Source organism: Wolbachia endosymbiont (group B) of Silvanus unidentatus, from assembly GCF_964028615.1.
GTDB lineage: Bacteria > Pseudomonadota > Alphaproteobacteria > Rickettsiales > Anaplasmataceae > Wolbachia.
In genome coordinates, this window is the sequence record NZ_OZ034795.1 from 1,609,373 (window position 1) to 1,635,770 (window position 26,398).

At 37.9% G+C, this 26,398-nt stretch carries 20 protein-coding genes and 8 pseudogenes; 2 read left to right on the forward strand and 26 right to left on the reverse strand.

Annotated features, from left to right (window positions below):
- Positions 1-156: 156 nt before the first annotated feature.
- From ABWU65_RS07635 to secA, 7 genes and pseudogenes are all read right to left on the reverse strand, one after another.
- A pseudogene (locus ABWU65_RS07635) lies at positions 157-857 on the reverse strand (IS6 family transposase).
- Between the two features lie 179 nt (positions 858-1,036).
- Entirely contained in the window at positions 1,037-1,252 is a 216-nt protein-coding gene (locus ABWU65_RS07640; protein WP_353280599.1) for a hypothetical protein, read from the reverse strand.
- Positions 1,253-1,363: 111 nt separating this feature from the next.
- A complete protein-coding gene (locus ABWU65_RS07645; RefSeq protein WP_213863749.1) occupies positions 1,364-1,597 on the reverse strand; it encodes a gpW family head-tail joining protein in 234 nt (77 codons plus the stop codon).
- 1 nt (position 1,598) lies between these two features.
- Positions 1,599-3,425: a phage terminase large subunit family protein gene (locus ABWU65_RS07650; protein WP_353280601.1), complete on the reverse strand. Its 1,827-nt coding sequence runs from the start codon at positions 3,423-3,425 to the stop codon at positions 1,599-1,601.
- 130 nt (positions 3,426-3,555) lie between these two features.
- Positions 3,556-3,974, reverse strand: a pseudogene (gene tnpA, locus ABWU65_RS07655) (IS200/IS605 family transposase).
- Positions 3,975-3,989: 15 nt separating this feature from the next.
- A complete protein-coding gene (locus ABWU65_RS07660; RefSeq protein WP_038227401.1) occupies positions 3,990-4,298 on the reverse strand; it encodes a transposase DNA-binding-containing protein in 309 nt (102 codons plus the stop codon).
- Positions 4,299-4,518: 220 nt separating this feature from the next.
- Positions 4,519-7,170: a preprotein translocase subunit SecA gene (gene secA / locus ABWU65_RS07665; RefSeq protein ID WP_353280602.1), complete on the reverse strand. Its 2,652-nt coding sequence runs from the start codon at positions 7,168-7,170 to the stop codon at positions 4,519-4,521.
- Between the two features lie 225 nt (positions 7,171-7,395).
- Between secA and ABWU65_RS07670 the strand changes: the two genes are divergently transcribed.
- Positions 7,396-7,542, forward strand: a complete 147-nt coding sequence (locus ABWU65_RS07670) for a hypothetical protein (RefSeq protein ID WP_007302910.1) — start codon at positions 7,396-7,398, stop codon at positions 7,540-7,542.
- 16 nt (positions 7,543-7,558) lie between these two features.
- On the opposite strand, the pseudogene tnpA (ABWU65_RS07675) reads toward ABWU65_RS07670, so the two are convergent.
- The 3 pseudogenes from tnpA (ABWU65_RS07675) to ABWU65_RS07685 form a co-directional block, all read right to left on the reverse strand.
- Positions 7,559-7,977 (reverse strand): annotated as a pseudogene (gene tnpA / locus ABWU65_RS07675) (IS200/IS605 family transposase).
- A 464-nt stretch (positions 7,978-8,441) separates the two neighbouring features.
- Positions 8,442-8,837 (reverse strand): annotated as a pseudogene (locus ABWU65_RS07680) (integrase core domain-containing protein); the annotation flags it as partial.
- Positions 8,838-8,865: 28 nt separating this feature from the next.
- Positions 8,866-10,096: pseudogene (locus tag ABWU65_RS07685) on the reverse strand (IS256 family transposase).
- 289 nt (positions 10,097-10,385) lie between these two features.
- On the opposite strand from ABWU65_RS07685, the pseudogene tnpA (ABWU65_RS07690) reads away from it, so the two are divergent.
- Positions 10,386-10,804: pseudogene (gene tnpA, locus ABWU65_RS07690) on the forward strand (IS200/IS605 family transposase).
- Positions 10,805-10,820: 16 nt separating this feature from the next.
- Here tnpA (ABWU65_RS07690) and ABWU65_RS07695 read toward each other — a convergent pair.
- The 16 genes and pseudogenes from ABWU65_RS07695 to ABWU65_RS07770 form a co-directional block, all read right to left on the reverse strand.
- Positions 10,821-11,459 carry a Bro-N domain-containing protein gene (locus ABWU65_RS07695; protein ID WP_353280604.1) on the reverse strand — a complete coding sequence of 213 codons (639 nt, stop codon included), beginning with the start codon at positions 11,457-11,459 and terminating at the stop codon, positions 10,821-10,823.
- A 69-nt stretch (positions 11,460-11,528) separates the two neighbouring features.
- Positions 11,529-12,947 (reverse strand): AAA family ATPase, encoded by a 1,419-nt coding sequence (locus tag ABWU65_RS07700; RefSeq protein WP_265025150.1) that lies wholly within the window; start codon positions 12,945-12,947, stop codon positions 11,529-11,531.
- Positions 12,948-13,473: 526 nt separating this feature from the next.
- Positions 13,474-14,718: a group II intron reverse transcriptase/maturase gene (gene ltrA / locus ABWU65_RS07705; RefSeq protein ID WP_353280030.1), complete on the reverse strand. Its 1,245-nt coding sequence runs from the start codon at positions 14,716-14,718 to the stop codon at positions 13,474-13,476.
- A gap of 43 nt (positions 14,719-14,761) precedes the next feature.
- Entirely contained in the window at positions 14,762-14,884 is a 123-nt protein-coding gene (locus ABWU65_RS07710) for a hypothetical protein (RefSeq protein ID WP_262986403.1), read from the reverse strand.
- Positions 14,885-15,345: 461 nt separating this feature from the next.
- Entirely contained in the window at positions 15,346-16,590 is a 1,245-nt protein-coding gene (ltrA, locus tag ABWU65_RS07715) for a group II intron reverse transcriptase/maturase (RefSeq protein WP_353280030.1), read from the reverse strand.
- Positions 16,591-16,633: 43 nt separating this feature from the next.
- Positions 16,634-16,756, reverse strand: coding sequence for a hypothetical protein (locus tag ABWU65_RS07720; RefSeq protein WP_262986403.1), 123 nt, complete (start codon positions 16,754-16,756; stop codon positions 16,634-16,636).
- A gap of 461 nt (positions 16,757-17,217) precedes the next feature.
- Positions 17,218-18,462 carry a group II intron reverse transcriptase/maturase gene (gene ltrA, locus ABWU65_RS07725; RefSeq protein ID WP_353280030.1) on the reverse strand — a complete coding sequence of 415 codons (1,245 nt, stop codon included), beginning with the start codon at positions 18,460-18,462 and terminating at the stop codon, positions 17,218-17,220.
- A 43-nt stretch (positions 18,463-18,505) separates the two neighbouring features.
- A complete protein-coding gene (locus tag ABWU65_RS07730; RefSeq protein ID WP_262986403.1) occupies positions 18,506-18,628 on the reverse strand; it encodes a hypothetical protein in 123 nt (40 codons plus the stop codon).
- Between the two features lie 461 nt (positions 18,629-19,089).
- Positions 19,090-20,334, reverse strand: a complete 1,245-nt coding sequence (gene ltrA, locus ABWU65_RS07735) for a group II intron reverse transcriptase/maturase (protein WP_353280030.1) — start codon at positions 20,332-20,334, stop codon at positions 19,090-19,092.
- Positions 20,335-20,377: 43 nt separating this feature from the next.
- Positions 20,378-20,500, reverse strand: coding sequence for a hypothetical protein (locus ABWU65_RS07740; protein ID WP_262986403.1), 123 nt, complete (start codon positions 20,498-20,500; stop codon positions 20,378-20,380).
- Between the two features lie 461 nt (positions 20,501-20,961).
- Entirely contained in the window at positions 20,962-22,206 is a 1,245-nt protein-coding gene (gene ltrA / locus ABWU65_RS07745; protein ID WP_353280030.1) for a group II intron reverse transcriptase/maturase, read from the reverse strand.
- Between the two features lie 43 nt (positions 22,207-22,249).
- A complete protein-coding gene (locus ABWU65_RS07750; protein ID WP_262986403.1) occupies positions 22,250-22,372 on the reverse strand; it encodes a hypothetical protein in 123 nt (40 codons plus the stop codon).
- Positions 22,373-22,833: 461 nt separating this feature from the next.
- The gene (gene ltrA, locus ABWU65_RS07755) at positions 22,834-24,078 is read right to left on the reverse strand and encodes a group II intron reverse transcriptase/maturase (protein WP_353280030.1); all 1,245 of its coding nucleotides are present in this window, start codon (positions 24,076-24,078) and stop codon (positions 22,834-22,836) included.
- A 43-nt stretch (positions 24,079-24,121) separates the two neighbouring features.
- Positions 24,122-24,244, reverse strand: coding sequence for a hypothetical protein (locus tag ABWU65_RS07760; protein WP_262986403.1), 123 nt, complete (start codon positions 24,242-24,244; stop codon positions 24,122-24,124).
- A 427-nt stretch (positions 24,245-24,671) separates the two neighbouring features.
- Positions 24,672-25,473 (reverse strand): annotated as a pseudogene (tnpC, locus tag ABWU65_RS07765) (IS66 family transposase); the annotation flags it as partial.
- A 41-nt stretch (positions 25,474-25,514) separates the two neighbouring features.
- Positions 25,515-26,343: pseudogene (locus ABWU65_RS07770) on the reverse strand (IS630 family transposase).
- Between the last annotated feature and the right edge of the window lie 55 nt (positions 26,344-26,398).

Genomic DNA, 26,398 nt, shown 5'->3' on the forward strand with positions numbered 1-26,398 from the left:
GATCATCTAAAAAAAAAGCAAAGATGTTTCGTATTAGTTCAAAATTATTGCCATATTTCAAAGGATTTAGCTTTTCAGCAGAGATAATAATGTTATCGGTTCTGTCGCATCTATAAATTGTGGTACAAGAAGATCGTTAAACTGGGATTATGGGAGTTATAGAGCAATTAGCATAGCAAAATTCTCAAAAGTAGAAACATTATCATTAGCCCCGATAATTTGTCTTTTTTGAATCATACGAATATTTTCTATGCCGGTAATGGTAATCTTTGCGGAGTGGAAGCTCTTAAAACCAAGCATTGGCTTTATTCGTTTTTTGATAAATCTATGATCTTGTTCGACAATATTATTTAGATATTTTATTTGAAAAACCATGATTCTACAATCTTCAGAAATTTCTGTATTCAAATCATCAAGAGCAGCAGTATTACTGCCGCTTTTATCAATTACTACTTTCTCAGGAAGGTTATTCTCTCTAAAGGCTTTACGAAAGAACGCAAGTGCCGCAGACTTGTCTCTACGAGCACACAACAGAAAGTCTACAGTATTACCAATAGTGCTCTGTATAGATAAACCCATTTGCCGTTTAATTTAACGTAGGTCTCGTCCATTCTCCAGCTACTGCCAACCTGCTTCTTCCTTTTCCTTACCGCTTCATCTATCAGTGGCACAAATCTGATAACCCACCTTTGTAACGTAGCATGATCAATTTTTGCTCCCCTTATACTCAGCATTTCTTCCAAATCTCGATAGCTCAAAGAGAATCTACATTTCATATATACAGATAACATTATTATCTCTGCTGAAAAGCTAAATCCTTTGAAATATGGCAATAATTTTGAACTAATACGAAACATCTTTGCTTTTTTTTTAGATGATCATATCACTTCTTTTCTACTTTCCTACAAATGTTACATACCAGGATTTATAGATGCGACAGAACCATGCTAATTGCTCTATAACTCCCATAATCCCAGTTTAACGATCTTCTTGTACCACAATTTATAGATGCGACAGAACCCTTGTATCTCCACCTTTAGACTGTTTTTGCAGATAATATTCTATTCCAATCTACATCCTCACTTCTAATTTCTTCATCACCTCTAGCATCACGCTCAAGAGAAAGCTTAGCCAACTTTATATCTACTTCATCTATTTCATCATCTTCTTCAGATAATTTGCTTGCTTCAATTTCTTCTTCCACTAGGTCCTTTACAACTTCTCCTATAGTTCTATTTTGAACTTTTGCCATTTCTATAAGGTAGTGAGCAAATTCCCCCTCAAAATTTACATTAACATTAAGCCTTTCTTGACTTTGATCTATATTTTAACTATAAAATACCAATTTTAAACTATAACATTTTTACACAATTTTGTCAATCCCCTTACTTGTAGCAATCACAATTCTTCTCTTCGGTCTCACACCTGCAACTTTCAGTTCAGCTTTAATACGTTGTCTTAAGCTTAGCAGGTCATTTATCTGAACTTCAGCATATCTCACAACATGGTCACCATATGCAATTGATACTACTCGCTCTCCGTTTTGCAGCTTCTTTATCGCTTCTTCGACTTGACTTAAATATTCTTGATTGTACATTTTACTTCTCATTCAACCATTTACTTTGCCTCACTTTTTTAGGCTTTTTGCTTTCCATTTTTCCACTTAAACTATTCCATTTACTCTCTGGCCATCTGTCTACTCCCAGTGCTATCGATGCTGCTCTTGCGTAAATTCGGCAATCTAGTACTTCATTTCTTTCTCTTACCTTTTGCCACTCTTGTTTGGTGTATCCTTTCACCACTTTGCTGACTAATTGCTCTGCCGTTAGCTGCTTAAAATATTCAGGTGCATACTCAGGAAAATGACAATATCCTGCTGGCACTTTCTCTTCTTCTTTTAAAATATTAAGTAATTGAAAAAGCTCTGACTTTAATATCGATACTCCTACTGGCCAGAGCTTTATTCCTCTTTTTAGCTTTTGACCACCAACTGTTATATCTACTCTACTTGGGCTGCTAAGTGGCACTAGTGCTTTATTTACACCTTTGACTGCCATTACTCTTCCAGAGCCTTGATGGCCTCTTACCCAATTGTATACTTCTTGTGTTGCATACCCTGCATCAACCGCCATCATGCTTATCATGTATTCAAGCCCATTTTCACCGATAAAATGATGATTGAGTAACTCTGAAAGCTTTCCCCATACTTCTCCTCTTCCAGTATCACCTTCAAATACTCGGTAGTCTATTGACCAACTTTCACGACTTTTTCCCCATGCTACAACTTCTACTTCTAAACGATCTTTTTGGACATCTACTCCTGCTGTGAGAACTACTTCGCCTTTTGGTACTGTGCCAATCTGAAAAAATTCTCTTCTGTTAAATAATTGCTTCCAGTCTGGTACTTCTCCTTTATCTACCCAAGTTTCTCCAAGCGTAGTATTTATCCAAACTTTCAGTAATTGTTCACTTTCTTTTGCATGCAGAAAATCCTCTACTGCTTGTTGCCAGCTATACCAGCCAACTGGACTATAAAGACTTGAAAGATGAAATCCTTTTTTCTCCCCTTCTTTTGCCTCTGTAGCTCTCCATTCTCCACGTTCTAGCATCTCTGTCTTTTGATGATTTTCTATTTTGCCGCTACATTCAGTGCAGACATAATGTGCTGTTCTTGAGTCGTTGTTTTCCCATTTTATTTGTGACCATTTTAGAACTTGATAGTAATTACAATACGGACAGGGAACAAAAAAATATCTCTTATCTGTTGCTTCAAATTCTTTCTCAATTCTGCTTATTCCATGAATCGTTGGCGTTGATACTAAAAAAATCTTTCGTCGTGCAAATGTATTAGTACGGGCTATGCTGAGTAAAACTGGATCTCCTTCACCTCCCGAATCTCCTGGATAGGCATCTATCTCATCAAGAAAGAGGTATTTTACTGGCATAGATCGGAGGCCTACACTGCTGTTTGCTCCAGTTATTACTACTATTCCACCTGGAAATTCCTTACTTTGTACAGTATTGCCTGAATCTCTTGATCTTGGGTCTTTTACTTTACTTTTTAAACATGGTGTACTTTCAATCAGTGGCGCAAATCTTCCTTTTGACCAACGCTTTCCCATTTCAACTGTTGGCTGTACTACCAGCATTGGACCTGGTGTCTGATCTATGATGTAGCCAATCCAATTGTTACCAGCTTCTGTTCCCCCAATCTGCGCTCCTTTCATGAATACTACTTTTTCTGCAGGTGAAGATGGTGATAGTGAATCCATTATTTCTTTTAAATAAGGAGTTCTTTCTGTTCTCCATTTACCTGGCTCTGATGCTGCAGTTGATGCTAGAACTCGATACTCATTCGCCCACTCTGATACTTTAAGCTCTGGATCTGGTTTTAAACCTTCAGAAAATGATGTGGCGTATATCATATTGCTAGCTCTTCACCATCATTAGATGATACTTCAACATCACTTAAATTAGGACTACTTGTTTTCTCACTTTCGAGTTCATTCAACCACTATGGATTAAAATCCAAAGATTGAGAGAGAGCATAGAATGCTAACTTTCGACTTGAAAGTCACCAAATTTATCTTCTTTTTTAGAGTGATTTTCAATATAATTTTTTATCATTTCGTCAGTTACATTTCCGCTAGTCCTGACAAAGTAGCCTACTGCCCACAACCCAATATCTCTTTTTTAGCTCTGGAAAGTTTTGCTGGATTTTTCTGGAACTTTTTCCTTTTATTAACTGCACTAACTTACTAATACTTAAGTATGGGGGTACAGAAACGTATACGTGTACATGACTTGACGCAACTCTACCTCTGATAATTTCTACTTGATTATTTGCACATACTTCTTGTACAACTTCTTTAGCTTTCTGTCCAATATCTCCAACTAGTACTGGATATCGATATTTTGTTATCCACACTATGTGATATATATACAGAGTGACTGCTTTTTCTATAATATTCCACATTCTTTCAGATTTTTCACCTTAAAATTATATTCTTAAAAGGATGGACTTCAAGTCCAGGGTTTTTCTCCCAAATTTGGGACAATAAATTATCCTTATCCTTAAGCTTTTCATTGCTAAATAATCTGTATGCACCCTTAGCTTCTTTCCATCCACTACAGCTTTGATTAATTGATCCAGACACCTTACCCTCTATACAATAGCCTGTTTTAATAAGTCTCTTATTAAGTCTTGTATCTCCTAAATTAACGTGTTTTAACTCTCTTTCCAGCCATTTATCCCCTAAGCCATCAGTATATTGCACATTTGTACTTACTTCACTCATTTTAATCCCAAATTTATTTGGTATCCATTTTACTCACTTTTTTATTTGTGGGTAAAAGTGAGATTTGAATCCGATTGAGAAGTTCTGATCAAGCACGCCATAAGAAAGTCTCTACAAACCTTTTGGCCCAATATTAATTCGGCTATTGATTTTGTCTTTCAGAGTGCTCGAGCAGATCTGACTTCGGTTAGCTATAGCAGCTATAATGTGCTTGCAACAACTAATTCACTACGGCAACTGCACCGTGACAGTGTTTGTATTTTTTTCCAGAGTTACAAGGGCACTTGTCATTTCTTGAAACTTTTGGAAGTCTGCTATTTTTAGTAGAGCGTGACCTATTGCCTATTTCTTGATTGTCTAGCAACTTAAAGTGCGCTAGGCGGTGAATGGTAAGCTCCCTCCACTTTTCAAGCATCGACTCAAACACTAAGAAAGCTTCGCGTTTAAATTCATTCAGTGGGTCTTTTTGCCCCATGGCACGCAAATTTATGCTTTGTCTTAGGCTCTCTAAGACCGAAAGGTGCTCCCTCCATAAATGATCAAGTGTCATGATCATCACTTGTTTCACTATCGTATTCCACAAATCTGTAGTTTGTTGACTATTGAAATATTTTTCTTTCTCAGTAAAAAATTCTTGTATTTTGTCATTTATATAATCCAAGGCTTCTTGTTTATTCAAAAACTCTGCTAGATTAAGCGTTATCCCGTATCTTATGTGGAATTCTTTTGCAATATCTTCAACATAATCTTCGTAATAACCACTTTGTACTATACCTTCTATTATATCCTCATTTACTTCACTATATACTTCAACTAAATCATTGATTTCATTGTTTAAAATATGATTTCTCTGCTTAAAAATAACCTTACGTTGATTGTTAATTACATCATCAAACTTTAGCAAAGACTTCCGCACATCATAATTTCTAACTTCAACTTTCTTCTGTGCTTTCTCAAGTGCTTTATTAATCCATGGGTGATGAATAGCTTCATTGTTCTTTAGTCCCACTTTTTGTAAAAAATTCCTCATTCTATCAGAGCCAAATATTCTCATTAAATCATCTTCAAGTGATAGAAAGAACTTAGAAAGTCCAGGGTCACCCTGACGACCAGAACGGCCACGCAGTTGATCATCTATTCTCCTGCTTTCATGCCTTTCGGTTCCGATAACACATAAGCCACCAGCTTTTATAGCAATTTCCTTATCTTTTTTTACTCTTTCGACTATTTCTTGATATTTTTTTTCTCTTTCATCAGCATTTTTTATTTTCTCGAGCTCTATTTTTGCAATCATTTCAACATTTCCACCAAGCTGAATATCAGTTCCACGTCCTGCCATGTTTGTTGCTATAGTAATGCTGCCTGGTATTCCAGCTTGCGCTATTATGTACGCTTCTTGTTCATGATAACGAGCATTTAGTACTGAATGCTTAAGAGAATAGCTTTGCAAAAGCGCAGAAAGTTTTTCAGAGTTTTCAATACTTACCGTACCAACAAGGACTGGTTGTAGGCGTTTGTGGCATTCTTCTATGAACTTCAATACAGCACTAAATTTTTCTTTTTCTGTGCCATAAATTTCATCGTCAACATCTATTCTTTTAACAGACACATTAGTTGGAATTTTTACTACATTTAATCTATATATATCATGAAACTCCTCTGCCTCTGTTACTGCTGTTCCTGTCATACCAGAAAGTTTGTTGTACATACGAAAGTAGTTCTGAAATGTGACTGATGCTAAAGTTTGACTTTCATGCTGAATTTCAAGATTCTCCTTTGCCTCCAATGCCTGGTGAAGACCATCAGAATATCTCCTACCTTCCATCATGCGCCCAGTAAACTCATCAATAATTACCACCTTACCGTTTTTCACTATATAATCTTTATCAGCAGTAAACAGCTTATGTGCACGAAGTGCTTGATCTATATAATGAGTCAGTATAATATTGCTAGTATCATAGAGCGAGGAATTTTCAGGAATGATGTTATACGATTTTAGTAATTCCTCCACTCGTGAAATGCCATTTTCAGTGAGGAACACTGCTCTACTCTTTTCATCGACTTCATAGTCAGAATCAACTAATTTGATTACTATTTTATTGATATGCTTATATATCTGATTATTTTCCTCAAGTGGGCCAGAAATAATGAGCGGAGTACGCGCTTCATCAATCAGTATAGAGTCTACTTCGTCTACTATCGCGTAATTGAAGCCTCTCTGAACCATATCTTCTTGAGAAAATTTCATATTATCTCGTAGATAATCAAAGGCAAGTTCATTATTTGTTGAGTATACGATATCTGCGCTATAAGCCTTTTTTCTCTCGTCGTCTGTCAAATTATTTGTAATAAATGCAACAGAAACTCCAAGAGAATTATATAATTTACTCATCCACTCTGTATCTCGTTTTGCAAGATAGTCGTTAACAGTTACGATGTGCACACCTTTTCCTTCTAAAGAATTTAGATATGCAGCTAAAGTTGCGACGAGTGTCTTTCCTTCTCCTGTTTTCATTTCTGATATCATGCCATTATGGAGAACCATGCCACCAATTAGCTGAACGTCGAAATGCCTCATGTTAAGGAATCTTCGTGATGCTTCTCGTACAACCGCAAATGCAGGTACGAGAAGGTCATTTAGTGTTTTTCCATTTTTCAGTTCTTGTTTTAATTCCGCAGTTTTACTAGCAAGATCCTCATCAGATAAGCTCTGCATTTCTTGCTCTAGCGCATTAATCTGCTGAGCAATTTTTCTGAAGGATTTTATTATCTTCTTGTTCGTTGATCCAAATATCCTTTTTATAAAAAAAAGTGACAACGTAAAGATGAAGAATATAAGAATAGTTGTTAAAACTAACGTAGAGTCTGGCATAAACTTAGGTAAAGTTTTATTTAATATGAGATTATATTACTAAACGTAACCTGCGGCAATTAGATTCAGAAAATCTTTATTTACAAACTAAGGAAAAGATTCTTGCAGATGAAATGTAAAAGAGTCTATTTATTTTATTAAATATTATAATTAATAATTAAACTTTCTTGATAAATTATTAAAATAGTCTTAAGCTACATGTATAAAACGGTTAGTGGAGTTACAATGTTAAGCAATATTATAAAAGTAAAATTAGAGAAAAATAGTTGTCCTTTTGAAGAATTAGAAGAATTTTTTGCTTCATTAAAATTTGGTACAAAAGGGTTTAAAGATTCTTCATTCAACCACTATGGATTAAAATCCAAAGATTGAGAGAGAGCATAGAATGCTAACTTTCGACTTGAAAGTCACCAAATTTATCTTCTTTTTTAGAGTGATTTTCAATATAATTTTTTATCATTTCGTCAGTTACATTTCCGCTAGTCCTGACAAAGTAGCCTACTGCCCACAACCCAATATCTCTTTTTTAGCTCTGGAAAGTTTTGCTGGATTTTTCTGGAACTTTTTCCTTTTATTAACTGCACTAACTTACTAATACTTAAGTATGGGGGTACAGAAACGTATACGTGTACATGACTTGACGCAACTCTACCTCTGATAATTTCTACTTGATTATTTGCACATACTTCTTGTACAACTTCTTTAGCTTTCTGTCCAATATCTCCAACTAGTACTGGATATCGATATTTTGTTATCCACACTATGTGATATATATACAGAGTGACTGCTTTTTCTATAATATTCCACATTCTTTCAGATTTTTCACCTTAAAATTATATTCTTAAAAGGATGGACTTCAAGTCCAGGGTTTTTCTCCCAAATTTGGGACAATAAAATTAGTTTGCCAAGGATGGGGTGTGCCGTAGAGACACAAAGAAAGATCAGAAATGAGCAAACTAAGTGCTTAAGCTGCACAATAGATGAGGGAAAGGTCCCTCACAGTCGGCTTGCAAGAGCAGGCTTTAAACAACCATAAGCTGCTTTGATAAAGAGTCAAGGTAGTGAGAGTTATGGATAAAGGCACAAATACGTGTCATGTACGAAATAGAGAGGCGAATGAAAATGAACCACTGATGAAGTGTCGAAAGGGCTGAAACGACGTCAAAACCAGGAGCTCCCATCTCTCCTGGGATAGATCTACAAAGAACTTGCTTACTGGGTAGGTGGCGTGAAACTATGTAATAGTTTAGACTTAATCTGACAGGCATAAATTAACTGACAGAAGAATCGACGAAGTCAAAACCGATATCAGAATCTGTTTTAATGTTATCAATATTTTTTTGGTAAGCAATATGCATACTATCAAAAAAGGTCTGCATAGGAGTCTTACCATAGCAATATTTACCGGAATGAGGTCTAGCTCTATTGTAAGAATGCAACCAATGATCGACATCTAACTGGAGTTCTTCCAAAGTACTATAAATCTTTTTCCTAAAAATAATATTATAACATTCATCTTGCATAGTTCTATGAAGCCTTTCACATATACCATTAGTCTGTGGAGAGTAAGCTTTGGTTCTAGAATGATCAATATTTTCTACTCCCAAATATAATTGGTACGCATGATTTCCTGGCTTGCCACAATACTCTGTACCACGATCGGGAATGTTCAAAAAAGTGTGTCAAGCCGCATTTTTAGTTCAACTCAATTTTCAATCTGTTGGGAAAGAAGATGTCAAGTTGAGACATAGTTAAAGCCCAATTAGGGAGAGCCATAATCCACTTTTGCTCCACTTTTTTTATAGCACAATATACCAACTTATACAAGGCATTTGTACTGGTAAATGAGCCCTTGGTTTTAATGAATTTCCTGATTCGTCTATGCAACCCCTCAATTGGATTGGTGGTATAAATTAGCCTTCTAACAGGGCCAGAATACTTAAAATAACCAGACAAATTTTCCCAATTGTTTTGCCACGATTTTATGACCAAAGGATATTTTTCACCCCATTTTTCTTCCAGCTCAAGCAAATAATTTTCAGCGATTTCTTTACTTGAAGCACGATATATTTTTTTCAAATCATTCATGAAAATTTTCACATCTTTGCTGGATACATATTTCAATGAATTTCTTATCTGATGCACTATACATATTTGTACTTCTGCTTTGGGAAATACACTATTTATAGCCGCAGGAAAACTTTTTAGACCATCAACACATGCAATCAGAATATCCTCTACCCCTCTCTCTTTTAGGTCATTTAACACTCCTAACCAGAACTTCACTTTCGGCTAAATAAAAGCCTAGTACTTCTTTTCTGCCATTTTGATCTATGCCTAATATATTATACATGCATTTACTTACGCAATGCCCGTCCTCCTTGACTTTGAAAAACATGCCATCCATGAATACTATTGGATATACAGATTGCAGTGGACGACTGCGCCATTCATTGATTAACGGCAGTAATTTGTCGGTAATACTTGATATCTCTGCTGCCGATATTTTGTGATCATAAATTTCCTCAACGTGTGACGCTATATCTCTATAGCTCATACCACTGGCAAATGTGCTCAAAATCTTCGTTTCAAGCTCTGGATGTAAGCTTGTTTGCCTTTTTTTCACTATTTGTGGTTCAAAACTTCCTTCTCTGTCTCTTGGTGTCAATAGTTCAAATGAACCTGCGCTTGTCTTCAAAGTCTTGCCATTCCTCCCGTTTCTACGATTGTTTTCTTCACTTCCAGCAGATAAATGATGTTCTATTTCACTCTCTAGACTAGCTTCAAGCAGCCTTTTTATAAATGGCGTTAATGCTCCCTCCTTTCCTGTCAACGGTCTTCCTTCTCGTATAGACGACAGGATATTTGTTTCCAACTCTTTATAATCTACCAATCCGTTAGTTCTGTTTACTATTTTCTGACTCATTTTCAAACCTCCATTTTTTTATATCAATTTATTACTTTTTTTCGATTTGACACACTTTTTTGAACATTCCCAGTGAGAACTTTAATCTTTAATCCTCTTTAAAAAGTTATCTGAAGAAACGACTTTCACACCTCTAGCTTTTTCAAATGCCTCTCTTGCTGTGCCTGCGTTCTTACCTCCTTCCTTTGCCGCTTCTAAATTTTTATTGTCCCAAATTTGGGAGAAAAACCCTGGACTTGAAGTCCATCCTTTTAAGAATATAATTTTAAGGTGAAAAATCTGAAAGAATGTGGAATATTATAGAAAAAGCAGTCACTCTGTATATATATCACATAGTGTGGATAACAAAATATCGATATCCAGTACTAGTTGGAGATATTGGACAGAAAGCTAAAGAAGTTGTACAAGAAGTATGTGCAAATAATCAAGTAGAAATTATCAGAGGTAGAGTTGCGTCAAGTCATGTACACGTATACGTTTCTGTACCCCCATACTTAAGTATTAGTAAGTTAGTGCAGTTAATAAAAGGAAAAAGTTCCAGAAAAATCCAGCAAAACTTTCCAGAGCTAAAAAAGAGATATTGGGTTGTGGGCAGTAGGCTACTTTGTCAGGACTAGCGGAAATGTAACTGACGAAATGATAAAAAATTATATTGAAAATCACTCTAAAAAAGAAGATAAATTTGGTGACTTTCAAGTCGAAAGTTAGCATTCTATGCTCTCTCTCAATCTTTGGATTTTAATCCATAGTGGTTGAATTCCTTATGATGCTTTGTTTTTACTCCAAACGTTCCCTCAGAAATTACGTCTGTCAATATTGCGTATTCCCTACCTTCAATATACTTATTATTGTGGTCAGATATATTTCTGTTACCCCATTCTTTTGTTAGTTGATTTCTGACAGCTATCGATTCTATTCTCTTTTGTATCCATTCCTGAGGGTACCCTTTTGCAGCATAATCGGCATAGATTCGTTTGAGTGCAAGCTCAGGATTTTCATATTCTTGTAGCCTTTCATACCCGACTTTTGCAAGCCAACGTTTAAATTGTTCAACTCTTTTGGAAGGAATAGACTGCAAAATACGAAACAACCCCTCAACATTTGTACAATTAACATTCTGTTTACCACCTTTTGTTTTAATTTCAAGGGGGGTGACAAATTGTCCCCATCCTTCAGAAAGCCCTATATCTCTGCTTTTTATCTTTTTTAGATAGTCAGATGGGTTCTTACTACCTGTCAGAAAAGCTATTACTTCTGTTATTACGTACCACCATTCTCCATCGTGTAATACTCTAGTAAAATTGCTATTATCAAAAGCAGTAGTTTCAATATCTCCCTCTTTTAAAGTTAAAGTATCAGTCATAAGCAACCTCTATAAGTTAAGAATAGACATAAAAACTAAAAAGACACTATTTTAAAGTCAGAAAAACCATTACTTACAATTTAATAATTTTCCAAAATCAATTATGTGTGAAAAGTAACCACTATCTATAACATCATCACTTACATCATTAACGTGGATAAGGACTGGACGACATGAAAAGCCTTTTGGACGATTTAGTGCATCTATTTTCTTTTGTACCTCTTGTATTATTGAATGACCAATTTTATCTTTTGAAAATTTGATTTCGCAAATGTAGAGAGTGTTAAACTTCGTTTGAATCATATAATCAATTTGACAACCTGCACTATTACGTGTTCTTTTCTGAAAAAATGGATTCTCGCTTATTATTCCATCAATCCCTAAGATATTATGTATGCTCTTTCTATTGTTCAGCACCAAATTTTCAAATTGAAGCCCAATAATTGTATACCACTCTGGTAAGAACCCTATAGAATAGGTGTCACGACTAATTTTCCCTAGATCTTTTTCGATATATTTTAGATAAAACCTTAAATAATTATCTTGAAGTCTGTATCTCCTGAGTCGTGAATCAGTACCAGTTTTTATACTCCAAGTATGATCTTTTGCAATAAAACCAGCAAGCTCAAGCTCATGTAGATACTCAGAAATGCGTCCATGTCTTACGATATTTAAAGTAGCACAAATTTCTTCTTGTTCTTTAGCTCCAGTAGAAAGAGCTCTGACTATTTGCTTATAAAAAGCCGTTTTTCGCATGAATAAATCTGAGAATATTTGATTAAATTCTTCAACTAAAAACCCACCTTTTGTAAAACAAAGCCTTTTAATATTTTCTTCAGCGCTATGCTTAAAATTTACCTCTTCTAAATACTTTGGAATTCCGCCAGTTACTGCAAGCACCTTGAACTTTTCATATGCTGAAATATTTTTTGGCCAAAATTCATTGCAATCAGAAAGTGATAATTCTCCGAGTGTTAAAGTTAACGATATTCTCCCTACGAAACCAGTACTACTAAGTATATTTTTCTCGATCCATGATGAAGCTGATCCACAAACAACGAAAATTAGCTTGTTATTATTTTTTAGCTGCGTATCCCAAAAATTTTTTATTTTGCCTAAAAAGGTTGGATCTTTTGAGCCCATCCAAGAAATTTCATCAAACAGCAATAATGTTTTTCCTGATAGTAGACGTTCACCAACTGCCCATAGTAAATCGCTCCAGTCATCATACCTAGCAAAAGATGTATTAAATTGTCTAGCAACTTGTCTAGAAAATTCATTAAGTTGGTAGGACATTGTAGTATGCTTTTCTGGTGGCAAACCTATAAAGGAGTAATATTGCTCGAAGTATTTACCAAACTCTTGAATTAAACGACTTTTTCCTATACGACGCCTTCCTTTGACTACTACAAAAGATGCAGTATTTTTTTCTGTAAGCTCCAGTAGTTGTTTTAACTCAGTTTTTCTACCAATAAATAATGGAGACATAAAACACAAAATATAAATCTTTGTCTCCATTATACGAGATAAAATTAGAGACGTAAATAAATAAATTTAGATCTTTGTCTCCATCTTGAATTATTGAGAGGGTTTTGTAGCTTATGTTTATGGCAAAACTTTTTTCCTTTAGCTTCATCTACAAATTATTTATACAGATTACCTAAAAACTCAACTTAAGAATTTTAGATAAAAGTCGTTATATTTCAATAAGACCTCCAAAACCAGCTCTTGTTTCACCGAAATTACAAAAACTGTTCACTTTTTTGAAAAAATATTTTACAAGGAATAAAAAACATAATAAAATTGAACAGGCCTCTTTCTAGTAAGTGAAAGTTTAAGGTAAAAGATAATTTAGAAGTACCTCATAATCGAGTTTTAAGCTACCCTATGTGAGTAACTTGGGTCTTGGTGGTATAGTTGTACCCTGAGGTTGGGAGAGTAGACCGGCGGAACTTCCCCACCAGTCTCTCGCAGAACTGTGCATGAACCTCTCAGCTCACACAGCTCCCATTATTTAGCCTTTTGATCCTTGTCCTAGTTCCCAGTGGTAGAAAATATTTGGAGACCTTTTTCTCACCTTTCCTAGAAATTGGCTCGCTAGTCTTCCATGAGCTCGAAGTTTCTTATATTTTTTCCTAGCCCACTTTATTAGGTATCTCTCTATATTTCTGAGAGTTGGATGCATCTCTGATTTATAAAACCTGCCATAATACTGAAACCAGCCTCTGACTATGGGATTTACTTTCTTTGATATCTCCTCCATGGTTGTAGATGTTTGCCTGTGTATTTTCCATGATTTTATAGCTTGGTGGATCTTTTTCTTGGCTTTGTTGCTAATTGCAGGCATAAATAAGACTCTATAACCCTTAACTTTGTTCTTTGCTAACCTAGGTCTAAAAGTGTAGCCTAGAAAATCAAAGCTTTGTTTGGGAAATTCGCCCTTCCTGTAGTGGTCCTTACAGTACACTATTTGTGTCTTCTCAGGATGTAGTTTTAGCTTATACTCAGCCAATCTTTTTCCGATCATTACCTTGATAAATTCCGCCTGCTTCTGAGTTTTGCAGTGTACTATCGCGTCGTCTACATACCTCTCAAATGGCATGGTTGGATAGTTTTGTCTCATCCACATATCAAATACATGATGCATAAATATGTTCGAAATTATAGGGCTTATCGAACCTCCTTGCGGAACTCCTTTATCCCTAACTACCTTACTACCATCTGCTTGCTGAATAGGGACTTTCATCCACCGTTCAACGTACAGTATGACCCATTTGCAGTCTGTATGCTTCTTGATTGCTTCCAATGCTAACTCGTGATCCAAATTGTCGAAAAATCCAGATATATCCAGATCTACCGTCCAATCATTCTTCCAGCATCTCTTGCAAGTCGTACTTACCGCGTCCAGTGCAGATTTGTTTGGTCTATAGCCATACGAATCTTCATGAAACTTCTGGTCTACCAACGGCTCAAGATACATTGTGGCAGCTGTTTGTGCTATCCTATCTGTTACTGAAGGGATGCCTAATATTCTCTCTCCTCCTGTAGCTTTTGGTATTACAACAGCTTTTACTGGCTCTGGAAAATAACTTCCGGATGACATCTGATTCCATAATTTGTATAGATTATCTTTTAGATTTTCCTCAAACTTTGTTATCGAGACCCCATCTACACCTGCCGCTCCTTTATTTTTCGATACTTGTTTATAAGCTTTCCAAATAAGTTGCTTTGGTATATCAAAAGACTTTGTTTTATTCATTAACTCCTCCCTTTCGGTTGATAAATAATTAAAACTAAATAACTCAGCCCCTTCGCTCCATTTCCATTACAGAAACTTCTTCACTACTACGAGCTGATCCGTCCCTGTTTTTCGCATCGGTACTCTCACCCTCAGAGATCAGCTCTTTGGATTTCTCCCTTATCATCGAAACGACAGGTTCCCGCAGTTCCACACAATAGCCTGAAATAGATTCATGCCACCTCTATGCCGGACGCCACCTACCCAGTAAACAAGCTCCCGATAGGTTTATCCCAAGTGAATTCTACGCACCTGGTTTTGACATCATCGCATTAAGTTTCGACACGTGTTCAGTGGTTCACTTTCGTTCATCTCTCTATTTCACACATGACACATAATTGTGTCTTTTCCATAACGCTCACTACCTTGGCTCTTTACCAAAGCAGCTTATGGTTGTTTGAAGCCTGCTCTTGTAAACTGGCTTCAAGGGGCCCACCCTCATCTGTTGCGTAGCTTTTGCACTCAGCTTGTTCTTTTCTGAACAGTCTTTGTGTCTCTACGGCACACGGAGAGTAGACCGGCGGAACTTCCCCACCAGTCTCTCGCAGAACTGTGCATGAACCTCTCAGCTCACACAGCTCCCATTATTTAGCCTTTTGATCCTTGTCCTAGTTCCCAGTGGTAGAAAATATTTGGAGACCTTTTTCTCACCTTTCCTAGAAATTGGCTCGCTAGTCTTCCATGAGCTCGAAGTTTCTTATATTTTTTCCTAGCCCACTTTATTAGGTATCTCTCTATATTTCTGAGAGTTGGATGCATCTCTGATTTATAAAACCTGCCATAATACTGAAACCAGCCTCTGACTATGGGATTTACTTTCTTTGATATCTCCTCCATGGTTGTAGATGTTTGCCTGTGTATTTTCCATGATTTTATAGCTTGGTGGATCTTTTTCTTGGCTTTGTTGCTAATTGCAGGCATAAATAAGACTCTATAACCCTTAACTTTGTTCTTTGCTAACCTAGGTCTAAAAGTGTAGCCTAGAAAATCAAAGCTTTGTTTGGGAAATTCGCCCTTCCTGTAGTGGTCCTTACAGTACACTATTTGTGTCTTCTCAGGATGTAGTTTTAGCTTATACTCAGCCAATCTTTTTCCGATCATTACCTTGATAAATTCCGCCTGCTTCTGAGTTTTGCAGTGTACTATCGCGTCGTCTACATACCTCTCAAATGGCATGGTTGGATAGTTTTGTCTCATCCACATATCAAATACATGATGCATAAATATGTTCGAAATTATAGGGCTTATCGAACCTCCTTGCGGAACTCCTTTATCCCTAACTACCTTACTACCATCTGCTTGCTGAATAGGAACTTTCATCCACCGTTCAACGTACAGTATGACCCATTTGCAGTCTGTATGCTTCTTGATTGCTTCCAATGCTAACTCGTGATCCAAATTGTCGAAAAATCCAGATATATCCAGATCTACCGTCCAATCATTCTTCCAGCATCTCTTGCAAGTCGTACTTACCGCGTCCAGTGCAGATTTGTTTGGTCTATAGCCATACGAATCTTCATGAAACTTCTGGTCTACCAACGGCTCAAGATACATTGTGGCAGCTGTTTGTGCTATCCTATCTGTTACTGAAGGGATGCCTAATATTCTCTCTCCTCCTGTAGCTTTTGGTATTACAACAGCTTTTACTGGCTCTGGAAAATAACTTCCGGATGACATCTGATTCCATAATTTGTATAGATTATCTTTTAGATTTTCCTCAAACTTTGTTATCGAGACCCCATCTACACCTGCCGCTCCTTTATTTTTCGATACTTGTTTATAAGCTTTCCAAATAAGTTGCTTTGGTATATCAAAAGACTTTGTTTTATTCATTAACTCCTCCCTTTCGGTTGATAAATAATTAAAACTAAATAACTCAGCCCCTTCGCTCCATTTCCATTACAGAAACTTCTTCACTACTACGAGCTGATCCGTCCCTGTTTTTCGCATCGGTACTCTCACCCTCAGAGATCAGCTCTTTGGATTTCTCCCTTATCATCGAAACGACAGGTTCCCGCAGTTCCACACAATAGCCTGAAATAGATTCATGCCACCTCTATGCCGGACGCCACCTACCCAGTAAACAAGCTCCCGATAGGTTTATCCCAAGTGAATTCTACGCACCTGGTTTTGACATCATCGCATTAAGTTTCGACACGTGTTCAGTGGTTCACTTTCGTTCATCTCTCTATTTCACACATGACACATAATTGTGCCTTTTCCATAACGCTCACTACCTTGGCTCTTTACCAAAGCAGCTTATGGTTGTTTGAAGCCTGCTCTTGTAAACTGGCTTCAAGGGGCCCACCCTCATCTGTTGCGTAGCTTTTGCACTCAGCTTGTTCTTTTCTGAACAGTCTTTGTGTCTCTACGGCACACGGAGAGTAGACCGGCGGAACTTCCCCACCAGTCTCTCGCAGAACTGTGCATGAACCTCTCAGCTCACACAGCTCCCATTATTTAGCCTTTTGATCCTTGTCCTAGTTCCCAGTGGTAGAAAATATTTGGAGACCTTTTTCTCACCTTTCCTAGAAATTGGCTCGCTAGTCTTCCATGAGCTCGAAGTTTCTTATATTTTTTCCTAGCCCACTTTATTAGGTATCTCTCTATATTTCTGAGAGTTGGATGCATCTCTGATTTATAAAACCTGCCATAATACTGAAACCAGCCTCTGACTATGGGATTTACTTTCTTTGATATCTCCTCCATGGTTGTAGATGTTTGCCTGTGTATTTTCCATGATTTTATAGCTTGGTGGATCTTTTTCTTGGCTTTGTTGCTAATTGCAGGCATAAATAAGACTCTATAACCCTTAACTTTGTTCTTTGCTAACCTAGGTCTAAAAGTGTAGCCTAGAAAATCAAAGCTTTGTTTGGGAAATTCGCCCTTCCTGTAGTGGTCCTTACAGTACACTATTTGTGTCTTCTCAGGATGTAGTTTTAGCTTATACTCAGCCAATCTTTTTCCGATCATTACCTTGATAAATTCCGCCTGCTTCTGAGTTTTGCAGTGTACTATCGCGTCGTCTACATACCTCTCAAATGGCATGGTTGGATAGTTTTGTCTCATCCACATATCAAATACATGATGCATAAATATGTTCGAAATTATAGGGCTTATCGAACCTCCTTGCGGAACTCCTTTATCCCTAACTACCTTACTACCATCTGCTTGCTGAATAGGGACTTTCATCCACCGTTCAACGTACAGTATGACCCATTTGCAGTCTGTATGCTTCTTGATTGCTTCCAATGCTAACTCGTGATCCAAATTGTCGAAAAATCCAGATATATCCAGATCTACCGTCCAATCATTCTTCCAGCATCTCTTGCAAGTCGTACTTACCGCGTCCAGTGCAGATTTGTTTGGTCTATAGCCATACGAATCTTCATGAAACTTCTGGTCTACCAACGGCTCAAGATACATTGTGGCAGCTGTTTGTGCTATCCTATCTGTTACTGAAGGGATGCCTAATATTCTCTCTCCTCCTGTAGCTTTTGGTATTACAACAGCTTTTACTGGCTCTGGAAAATAACTTCCGGATGACATCTGATTCCATAATTTGTATAGATTATCTTTTAGATTTTCCTCAAACTTTGTTATCGAGACCCCATCTACACCTGCCGCTCCTTTATTTTTCGATACTTGTTTATAAGCTTTCCAAATAAGTTGCTTTGGTATATCAAAAGACTTTGTTTTATTCATTAACTCCTCCCTTTCGGTTGATAAATAATTAAAACTAAATAACTCAGCCCCTTCGCTCCATTTCCATTACAGAAACTTCTTCACTACTACGAGCTGATCCGTCCCTGTTTTTCGCATCGGTACTCTCACCCTCAGAGATCAGCTCTTTGGATTTCTCCCTTATCATCGAAACGACAGGTTCCCGCAGTTCCACACAATAGCCTGAAATAGATTCATGCCACCTCTATGCCGGACGCCACCTACCCAGTAAACAAGCTCCCGATAGGTTTATCCCAAGTGAATTCTACGCACCTGGTTTTGACATCATCGCATTAAGTTTCGACACGTGTTCAGTGGTTCACTTTCGTTCATCTCTCTATTTCACACATGACACATAATTGTGCCTTTTCCATAACGCTCACTACCTTGGCTCTTTACCAAAGCAGCTTATGGTTGTTTGAAGCCTGCTCTTGTAAACTGGCTTCAAGGGGCCCACCCTCATCTGTTGCGTAGCTTTTGCACTCAGCTTGTTCTTTTCTGAACAGTCTTTGTGTCTCTACGGCACACGGAGAGTAGACCGGCGGAACTTCCCCACCAGTCTCTCGCAGAACTGTGCATGAACCTCTCAGCTCACACAGCTCCCATTATTTAGCCTTTTGATCCTTGTCCTAGTTCCCAGTGGTAGAAAATATTTGGAGACCTTTTTCTCACCTTTCCTAGAAATTGGCTCGCTAGTCTTCCATGAGCTCGAAGTTTCTTATATTTTTTCCTAGCCCACTTTATTAGGTATCTCTCTATATTTCTGAGAGTTGGATGCATCTCTGATTTATAAAACCTGCCATAATACTGAAACCAGCCTCTGACTATGGGATTTACTTTCTTTGATATCTCCTCCATGGTTGTAGATGTTTGCCTGTGTATTTTCCATGATTTTATAGCTTGGTGGATCTTTTTCTTGGCTTTGTTGCTAATTGCAGGCATAAATAAGACTCTATAACCCTTAACTTTGTTCTTTGCTAACCTAGGTCTAAAAGTGTAGCCTAGAAAATCAAAGCTTTGTTTGGGAAATTCGCCCTTCCTGTAGTGGTCCTTACAGTACACTATTTGTGTCTTCTCAGGATGTAGTTTTAGCTTATACTCAGCCAATCTTTTTCCGATCATTACCTTGATAAATTCCGCCTGCTTCTGAGTTTTGCAGTGTACTATCGCGTCGTCTACATACCTCTCAAATGGCATGGTTGGATAGTTTTGTCTCATCCACATATCAAATACATGATGCATAAATATGTTCGAAATTATAGGGCTTATCGAACCTCCTTGCGGAACTCCTTTATCCCTAACTACCTTACTACCATCTGCTTGCTGAATAGGGACTTTCATCCACCGTTCAACGTACAGTATGACCCATTTGCAGTCTGTATGCTTCTTGATTGCTTCCAATGCTAACTCGTGATCCAAATTGTCGAAAAATCCAGATATATCCAGATCTACCGTCCAATCATTCTTCCAGCATCTCTTGCAAGTCGTACTTACCGCGTCCAGTGCAGATTTGTTTGGTCTATAGCCATACGAATCTTCATGAAACTTCTGGTCTACCAACGGCTCAAGATACATTGTGGCAGCTGTTTGTGCTATCCTATCTGTTACTGAAGGGATGCCTAATATTCTCTCTCCTCCTGTAGCTTTTGGTATTACAACAGCTTTTACTGGCTCTGGAAAATAACTTCCGGATGACATCTGATTCCATAATTTGTATAGATTATCTTTTAGATTTTCCTCAAACTTTGTTATCGAGACCCCATCTACACCTGCCGCTCCTTTATTTTTCGATACTTGTTTATAAGCTTTCCAAATAAGTTGCTTTGGTATATCAAAAGACTTTGTTTTATTCATTAACTCCTCCCTTTCGGTTGATAAATAATTAAAACTAAATAACTCAGCCCCTTCGCTCCATTTCCATTACAGAAACTTCTTCACTACTACGAGCTGATCCGTCCCTGTTTTTCGCATCGGTACTCTCACCCTCAGAGATCAGCTCTTTGGATTTCTCCCTTATCATCGAAACGACAGGTTCCCGCAGTTCCACACAATAGCCTGAAATAGATTCATGCCACCTCTATGCCGGACGCCACCTACCCAGTAAACAAGCTCCCGATAGGTTTATCCCAAGTGAATTCTACGCACCTGGTTTTGACATCATCGCATTAAGTTTCGACACGTGTTCAGTGGTTCACTTTCGTTCATCTCTCTATTTCACACATGACACATAATTGTGCCTTTTCCATAACGCTCACTACCTTGGCTCTTTACCAAAGCAGCTTATGGTTGTTTGAAGCCTGCTCTTGTAAACTGGCTTCAAGGGGCCCACCCTCATCTGTTGCGTAGCTTTTGCACTCAGCTTGTTCTTTTCTGAACAGTCTTTGTGTCTCTACGGCACACGGAGAGTAGACCGGCGGAACTTCCCCACCAGTCTCTCGCAGAACTGTGCATGAACCTCTCAGCTCACACAGCTCCCATTATTTAGCCTTTTGATCCTTGTCCTAGTTCCCAGTGGTAGAAAATATTTGGAGACCTTTTTCTCACCTTTCCTAGAAATTGGCTCGCTAGTCTTCCATGAGCTCGAAGTTTCTTATATTTTTTCCTAGCCCACTTTATTAGGTATCTCTCTATATTTCTGAGAGTTGGATGCATCTCTGATTTATAAAACCTGCCATAATACTGAAACCAGCCTCTGACTATGGGATTTACTTTCTTTGATATCTCCTCCATGGTTGTAGATGTTTGCCTGTGTATTTTCCATGATTTTATAGCTTGGTGGATCTTTTTCTTGGCTTTGTTGCTAATTGCAGGCATAAATAAGACTCTATAACCCTTAACTTTGTTCTTTGCTAACCTAGGTCTAAAAGTGTAGCCTAGAAAATCAAAGCTTTGTTTGGGAAATTCGCCCTTCCTGTAGTGGTCCTTACAGTACACTATTTGTGTCTTCTCAGGATGTAGTTTTAGCTTATACTCAGCCAATCTTTTTCCGATCATTACCTTGATAAATTCCGCCTGCTTCTGAGTTTTGCAGTGTACTATCGCGTCGTCTACATACCTCTCAAATGGCATGGTTGGATAGTTTTGTCTCATCCACATATCAAATACATGATGCATAAATATGTTCGAAATTATAGGGCTTATCGAACCTCCTTGCGGAACTCCTTTATCCCTAACTACCTTACTACCATCTGCTTGCTGAATAGGGACTTTCATCCACCGTTCAACGTACAGTATGACCCATTTGCAGTCTGTATGCTTCTTGATTGCTTCCAATGCTAACTCGTGATCCAAATTGTCGAAAAATCCAGATATATCCAGATCTACCGTCCAATCATTCTTCCAGCATCTCTTGCAAGTCGTACTTACCGCGTCCAGTGCAGATTTGTTTGGTCTATAGCCATACGAATCTTCATGAAACTTCTGGTCTACCAACGGCTCAAGATACATTGTGGCAGCTGTTTGTGCTATCCTATCTGTTACTGAAGGGATGCCTAATATTCTCTCTCCTCCTGTAGCTTTTGGTATTACAACAGCTTTTACTGGCTCTGGAAAATAACTTCCGGATGACATCTGATTCCATAATTTGTATAGATTATCTTTTAGATTTTCCTCAAACTTTGTTATCGAGACCCCATCTACACCTGCCGCTCCTTTATTTTTCGATACTTGTTTATAAGCTTTCCAAATAAGTTGCTTTGGTATATCAAAAGACTTTGTTTTATTCATTAACTCCTCCCTTTCGGTTGATAAATAATTAAAACTAAATAACTCAGCCCCTTCGCTCCATTTCCATTACAGAAACTTCTTCACTACTACGAGCTGATCCGTCCCTGTTTTTCGCATCGGTACTCTCACCCTCAGAGATCAGCTCTTTGGATTTCTCCCTTATCATCGAAACGACAGGTTCCCGCAGTTCCACACAATAGCCTGAAATAGATTCATGCCACCTCTATGCCGGACGCCACCTACCCAGTAAACAAGCTCCCGATAGGTTTATCCCAAGTGAATTCTACGCACCTGGTTTTGACATCATCGCATTAAGTTTCGACACGTGTTCAGTGGTTCACTTTCGTTCATCTCTCTATTTCACACATGACACATAATTGTGCCTTTTCCATAACGCTCACTACCTTGGCTCTTTACCAAAGCAGCTTATGGTTGTTTGAAGCCTGCTCTTGTAAACTGGCTTCAAGGGGCCCACCCTCATCTGTTGCGTAGCTTTTGCACTCAGCTTGTTCTTTTCTGAACAGTCTTTGTGTCTCTACGGCACACGGAGAGTAGACCGGCGGAACTTCCCCACCAGTCTCTCGCAGAACTGTGCATGAACCTCTCAGCTCACACAGCTCCCATTATTTAGCCTTTTGATCCTTGTCCTAGTTCCCAGTGGTAGAAAATATTTGGAGACCTTTTTCTCACCTTTCCTAGAAATTGGCTCGCTAGTCTTCCATGAGCTCGAAGTTTCTTATATTTTTTCCTAGCCCACTTTATTAGGTATCTCTCTATATTTCTGAGAGTTGGATGCATCTCTGATTTATAAAACCTGCCATAATACTGAAACCAGCCTCTGACTATGGGATTTACTTTCTTTGATATCTCCTCCATGGTTGTAGATGTTTGCCTGTGTATTTTCCATGATTTTATAGCTTGGTGGATCTTTTTCTTGGCTTTGTTGCTAATTGCAGGCATAAATAAGACTCTATAACCCTTAACTTTGTTCTTTGCTAACCTAGGTCTAAAAGTGTAGCCTAGAAAATCAAAGCTTTGTTTGGGAAATTCGCCCTTCCTGTAGTGGTCCTTACAGTACACTATTTGTGTCTTCTCAGGATGTAGTTTTAGCTTATACTCAGCCAATCTTTTTCCGATCATTACCTTGATAAATTCCGCCTGCTTCTGAGTTTTGCAGTGTACTATCGCGTCGTCTACATACCTCTCAAATGGCATGGTTGGATAGTTTTGTCTCATCCACATATCAAATACATGATGCATAAATATGTTCGAAATTATAGGGCTTATCGAACCTCCTTGCGGAACTCCTTTATCCCTAACTACCTTACTACCATCTGCTTGCTGAATAGGGACTTTCATCCACCGTTCAACGTACAGTATGACCCATTTGCAGTCTGTATGCTTCTTGATTGCTTCCAATGCTAACTCGTGATCCAAATTGTCGAAAAATCCAGATATATCCAGATCTACCGTCCAATCATTCTTCCAGCATCTCTTGCAAGTCGTACTTACCGCGTCCAGTGCAGATTTGTTTGGTCTATAGCCATACGAATCTTCATGAAACTTCTGGTCTACCAACGGCTCAAGATACATTGTGGCAGCTGTTTGTGCTATCCTATCTGTTACTGAAGGGATGCCTAATATTCTCTCTCCTCCTGTAGCTTTTGGTATTACAACAGCTTTTACTGGCTCTGGAAAATAACTTCCGGATGACATCTGATTCCATAATTTGTATAGATTATCTTTTAGATTTTCCTCAAACTTTGTTATCGAGACCCCATCTACACCTGCCGCTCCTTTATTTTTCGATACTTGTTTATAAGCTTTCCAAATAAGTTGCTTTGGTATATCAAAAGACTTTGTTTTATTCATTAACTCCTCCCTTTCGGTTGATAAATAATTAAAACTAAATAACTCAGCCCCTTCGCTCCATTTCCATTACAGAAACTTCTTCACTACTACGAGCTGATCCGTCCCTGTTTTTCGCATCGGTACTCTCACCCTCAGAGATCAGCTCTTTGGATTTCTCCCTTATCATCGAAACGACAGGTTCCCGCAGTTCCACACAATAGCCTGAAATAGATTCATGCCACCTCTATGCCGGACGCCACCTACCCAGTAAACAAGCTCCCGATAGGTTTATCCCAAGTGAATTCTACGCACCTGGTTTTGACATCATCGCATTAAGTTTCGACACGTGTTCAGTGGTTCACTTTCGTTCATCTCTCTATTTCACACATGACACATAATTGTGCCTTTTCCATAACGCTCACTACCTTGGCTCTTTACCAAAGCAGCTTATGGTTGTTTGAAGCCTGCTCTTGTAAACTGGCTTCAAGGGGCCCACCCTCATCTGTTGCGTAGCTTTTGCACTCAGCTTGTTCTTTTCTGAACAGTCTTTGTGTCTCTACGGCACACTAGAATCGCTTTAAACCCAGTTACGGGTATCCGTTCAGAGGTGCGGCTTAAGAGACAATAGATAAAAGGTTTTGAAATGGATTTAACTTTTTTTTGTCTCCAAGTGAGATACAGAGAAATTATCCGCTCAAGGAATCTATTCCCTCGCTCTGACTGTGCAAAATATGAATTCTTACGATAGACAACATAACGCCGTATTTGTCGTTCAACATGATTATTCGTTAATGGAATATTCTTTGGGTCATCCAAAAATGTCCACATCATTGGCTCGGATTTTATAATACCCTTTACCGTTCGTGAAGCTCCTTTTGCTTCAAGTATATAAGATATTTTTATCATGCAGTACTGCATAAATCTTCGCAACTCTTTAGATTGCTTAGTGAACTTTGAAATACTAATTTCATTTTCTGACAAAGCATTTTTTAATGCAAATAATCCATTAGCTGCATCTTTTAAACAATTGCCAAGTCTCATTACTTCACTATTCCAGCTATGAGATAACCTCTCGAAATTTCTCAACAAGTGAGCCCAACAAATTTGTCGTTTTTCATCACTGAAGTAGTTGTAAACTGCATATCTGTCGGTAATTACACGATTTTTGTAATCACAAAATGCACTATTCTTTAAAAACCTCATTCCTCTTGTATCTGCTAACTTCATAAGACTTGCGTTATTGTTGGCAAACATCCAGCACCATCCCAACTTGCCTTTGTTGTAGTGACTGATTTCATCAATATGCAAAATTTCGCTTGCTTTCATTTCTTCCTCTATTTGTTCATAGACTTCTTTACATTTTGATGAGACCCTTGCTTCGCTGTTGGACACACTACCAACACTTATACTCATGTTAATGCTGGGGTTATAACATTTCTCATAATAGTCCGAACAGGTCATAGGAAGGCAGAATCAACAGCACGACGAAAGGATTCGAATAGAGGAATGTTTTTCCTGGCTCTGTTTTTTATAGCAAACCAATAATGCTCAATTTTGTTGAAATCTGGAGAATATGGAGGAAGATATAAAATTTCTGCACCAACTCCTTTAGCAAATCTTATTAGACTTATGAAAAGTAGCATTATCAAGGATAACAGTTTGTCCAGGTTCCAAAATCGGTGTCAGAAACTGCTCAAACCATTTATTAAAGATATCCATATTGCAGTGGCCTTTAAAGGTTAACGGAGCAATTATTTTTCTTCCACTTAAGGCTGCAACCATGCTAATTCGTTGAGTTTTCTTTCCAGATTTTAGGGCATAAAACCGCTGTCCTTTCTGGCAATACCCATAGGTTCAGTGTTATCAATGCCAGACTCATCTATATACACTAATTCTTTAGGTTCTTTTGTTGCTATAACCTTTGAAAATTGAGCTCGCTTTTCTTCATTTCTTTCTTTATATCCGTAGGTCTTTTTTTTCTTGTGAATCCTATATTTTTAAGTGCTCGATGAATTGTTTGTCTACTAATATTGCCCCAGCATCTCTGACTGAGTTTTGCCACCTTGCTCATTTGCAAATTCGGCAAATGCATTCCAGTCGGTAATTTTATGCCACGCTTCCAAGCTTTTTTGATTGAAAATCTCCCGTTTTCTCACGTCTTTTCTTCCACTCATATAAAGTTGTTTCTCCAATCTTAAATCTCTTGGCAACAGTTTCTCCACTCTCTCCTTCATCCAATGCTTCCATTACCTTTTTCCTTAAGTCATAACTATATGCTGCTGGCATGCTTACCATCACTACTATAAATCCATATCTTACCTTTTTTGGACTATTATGAGAA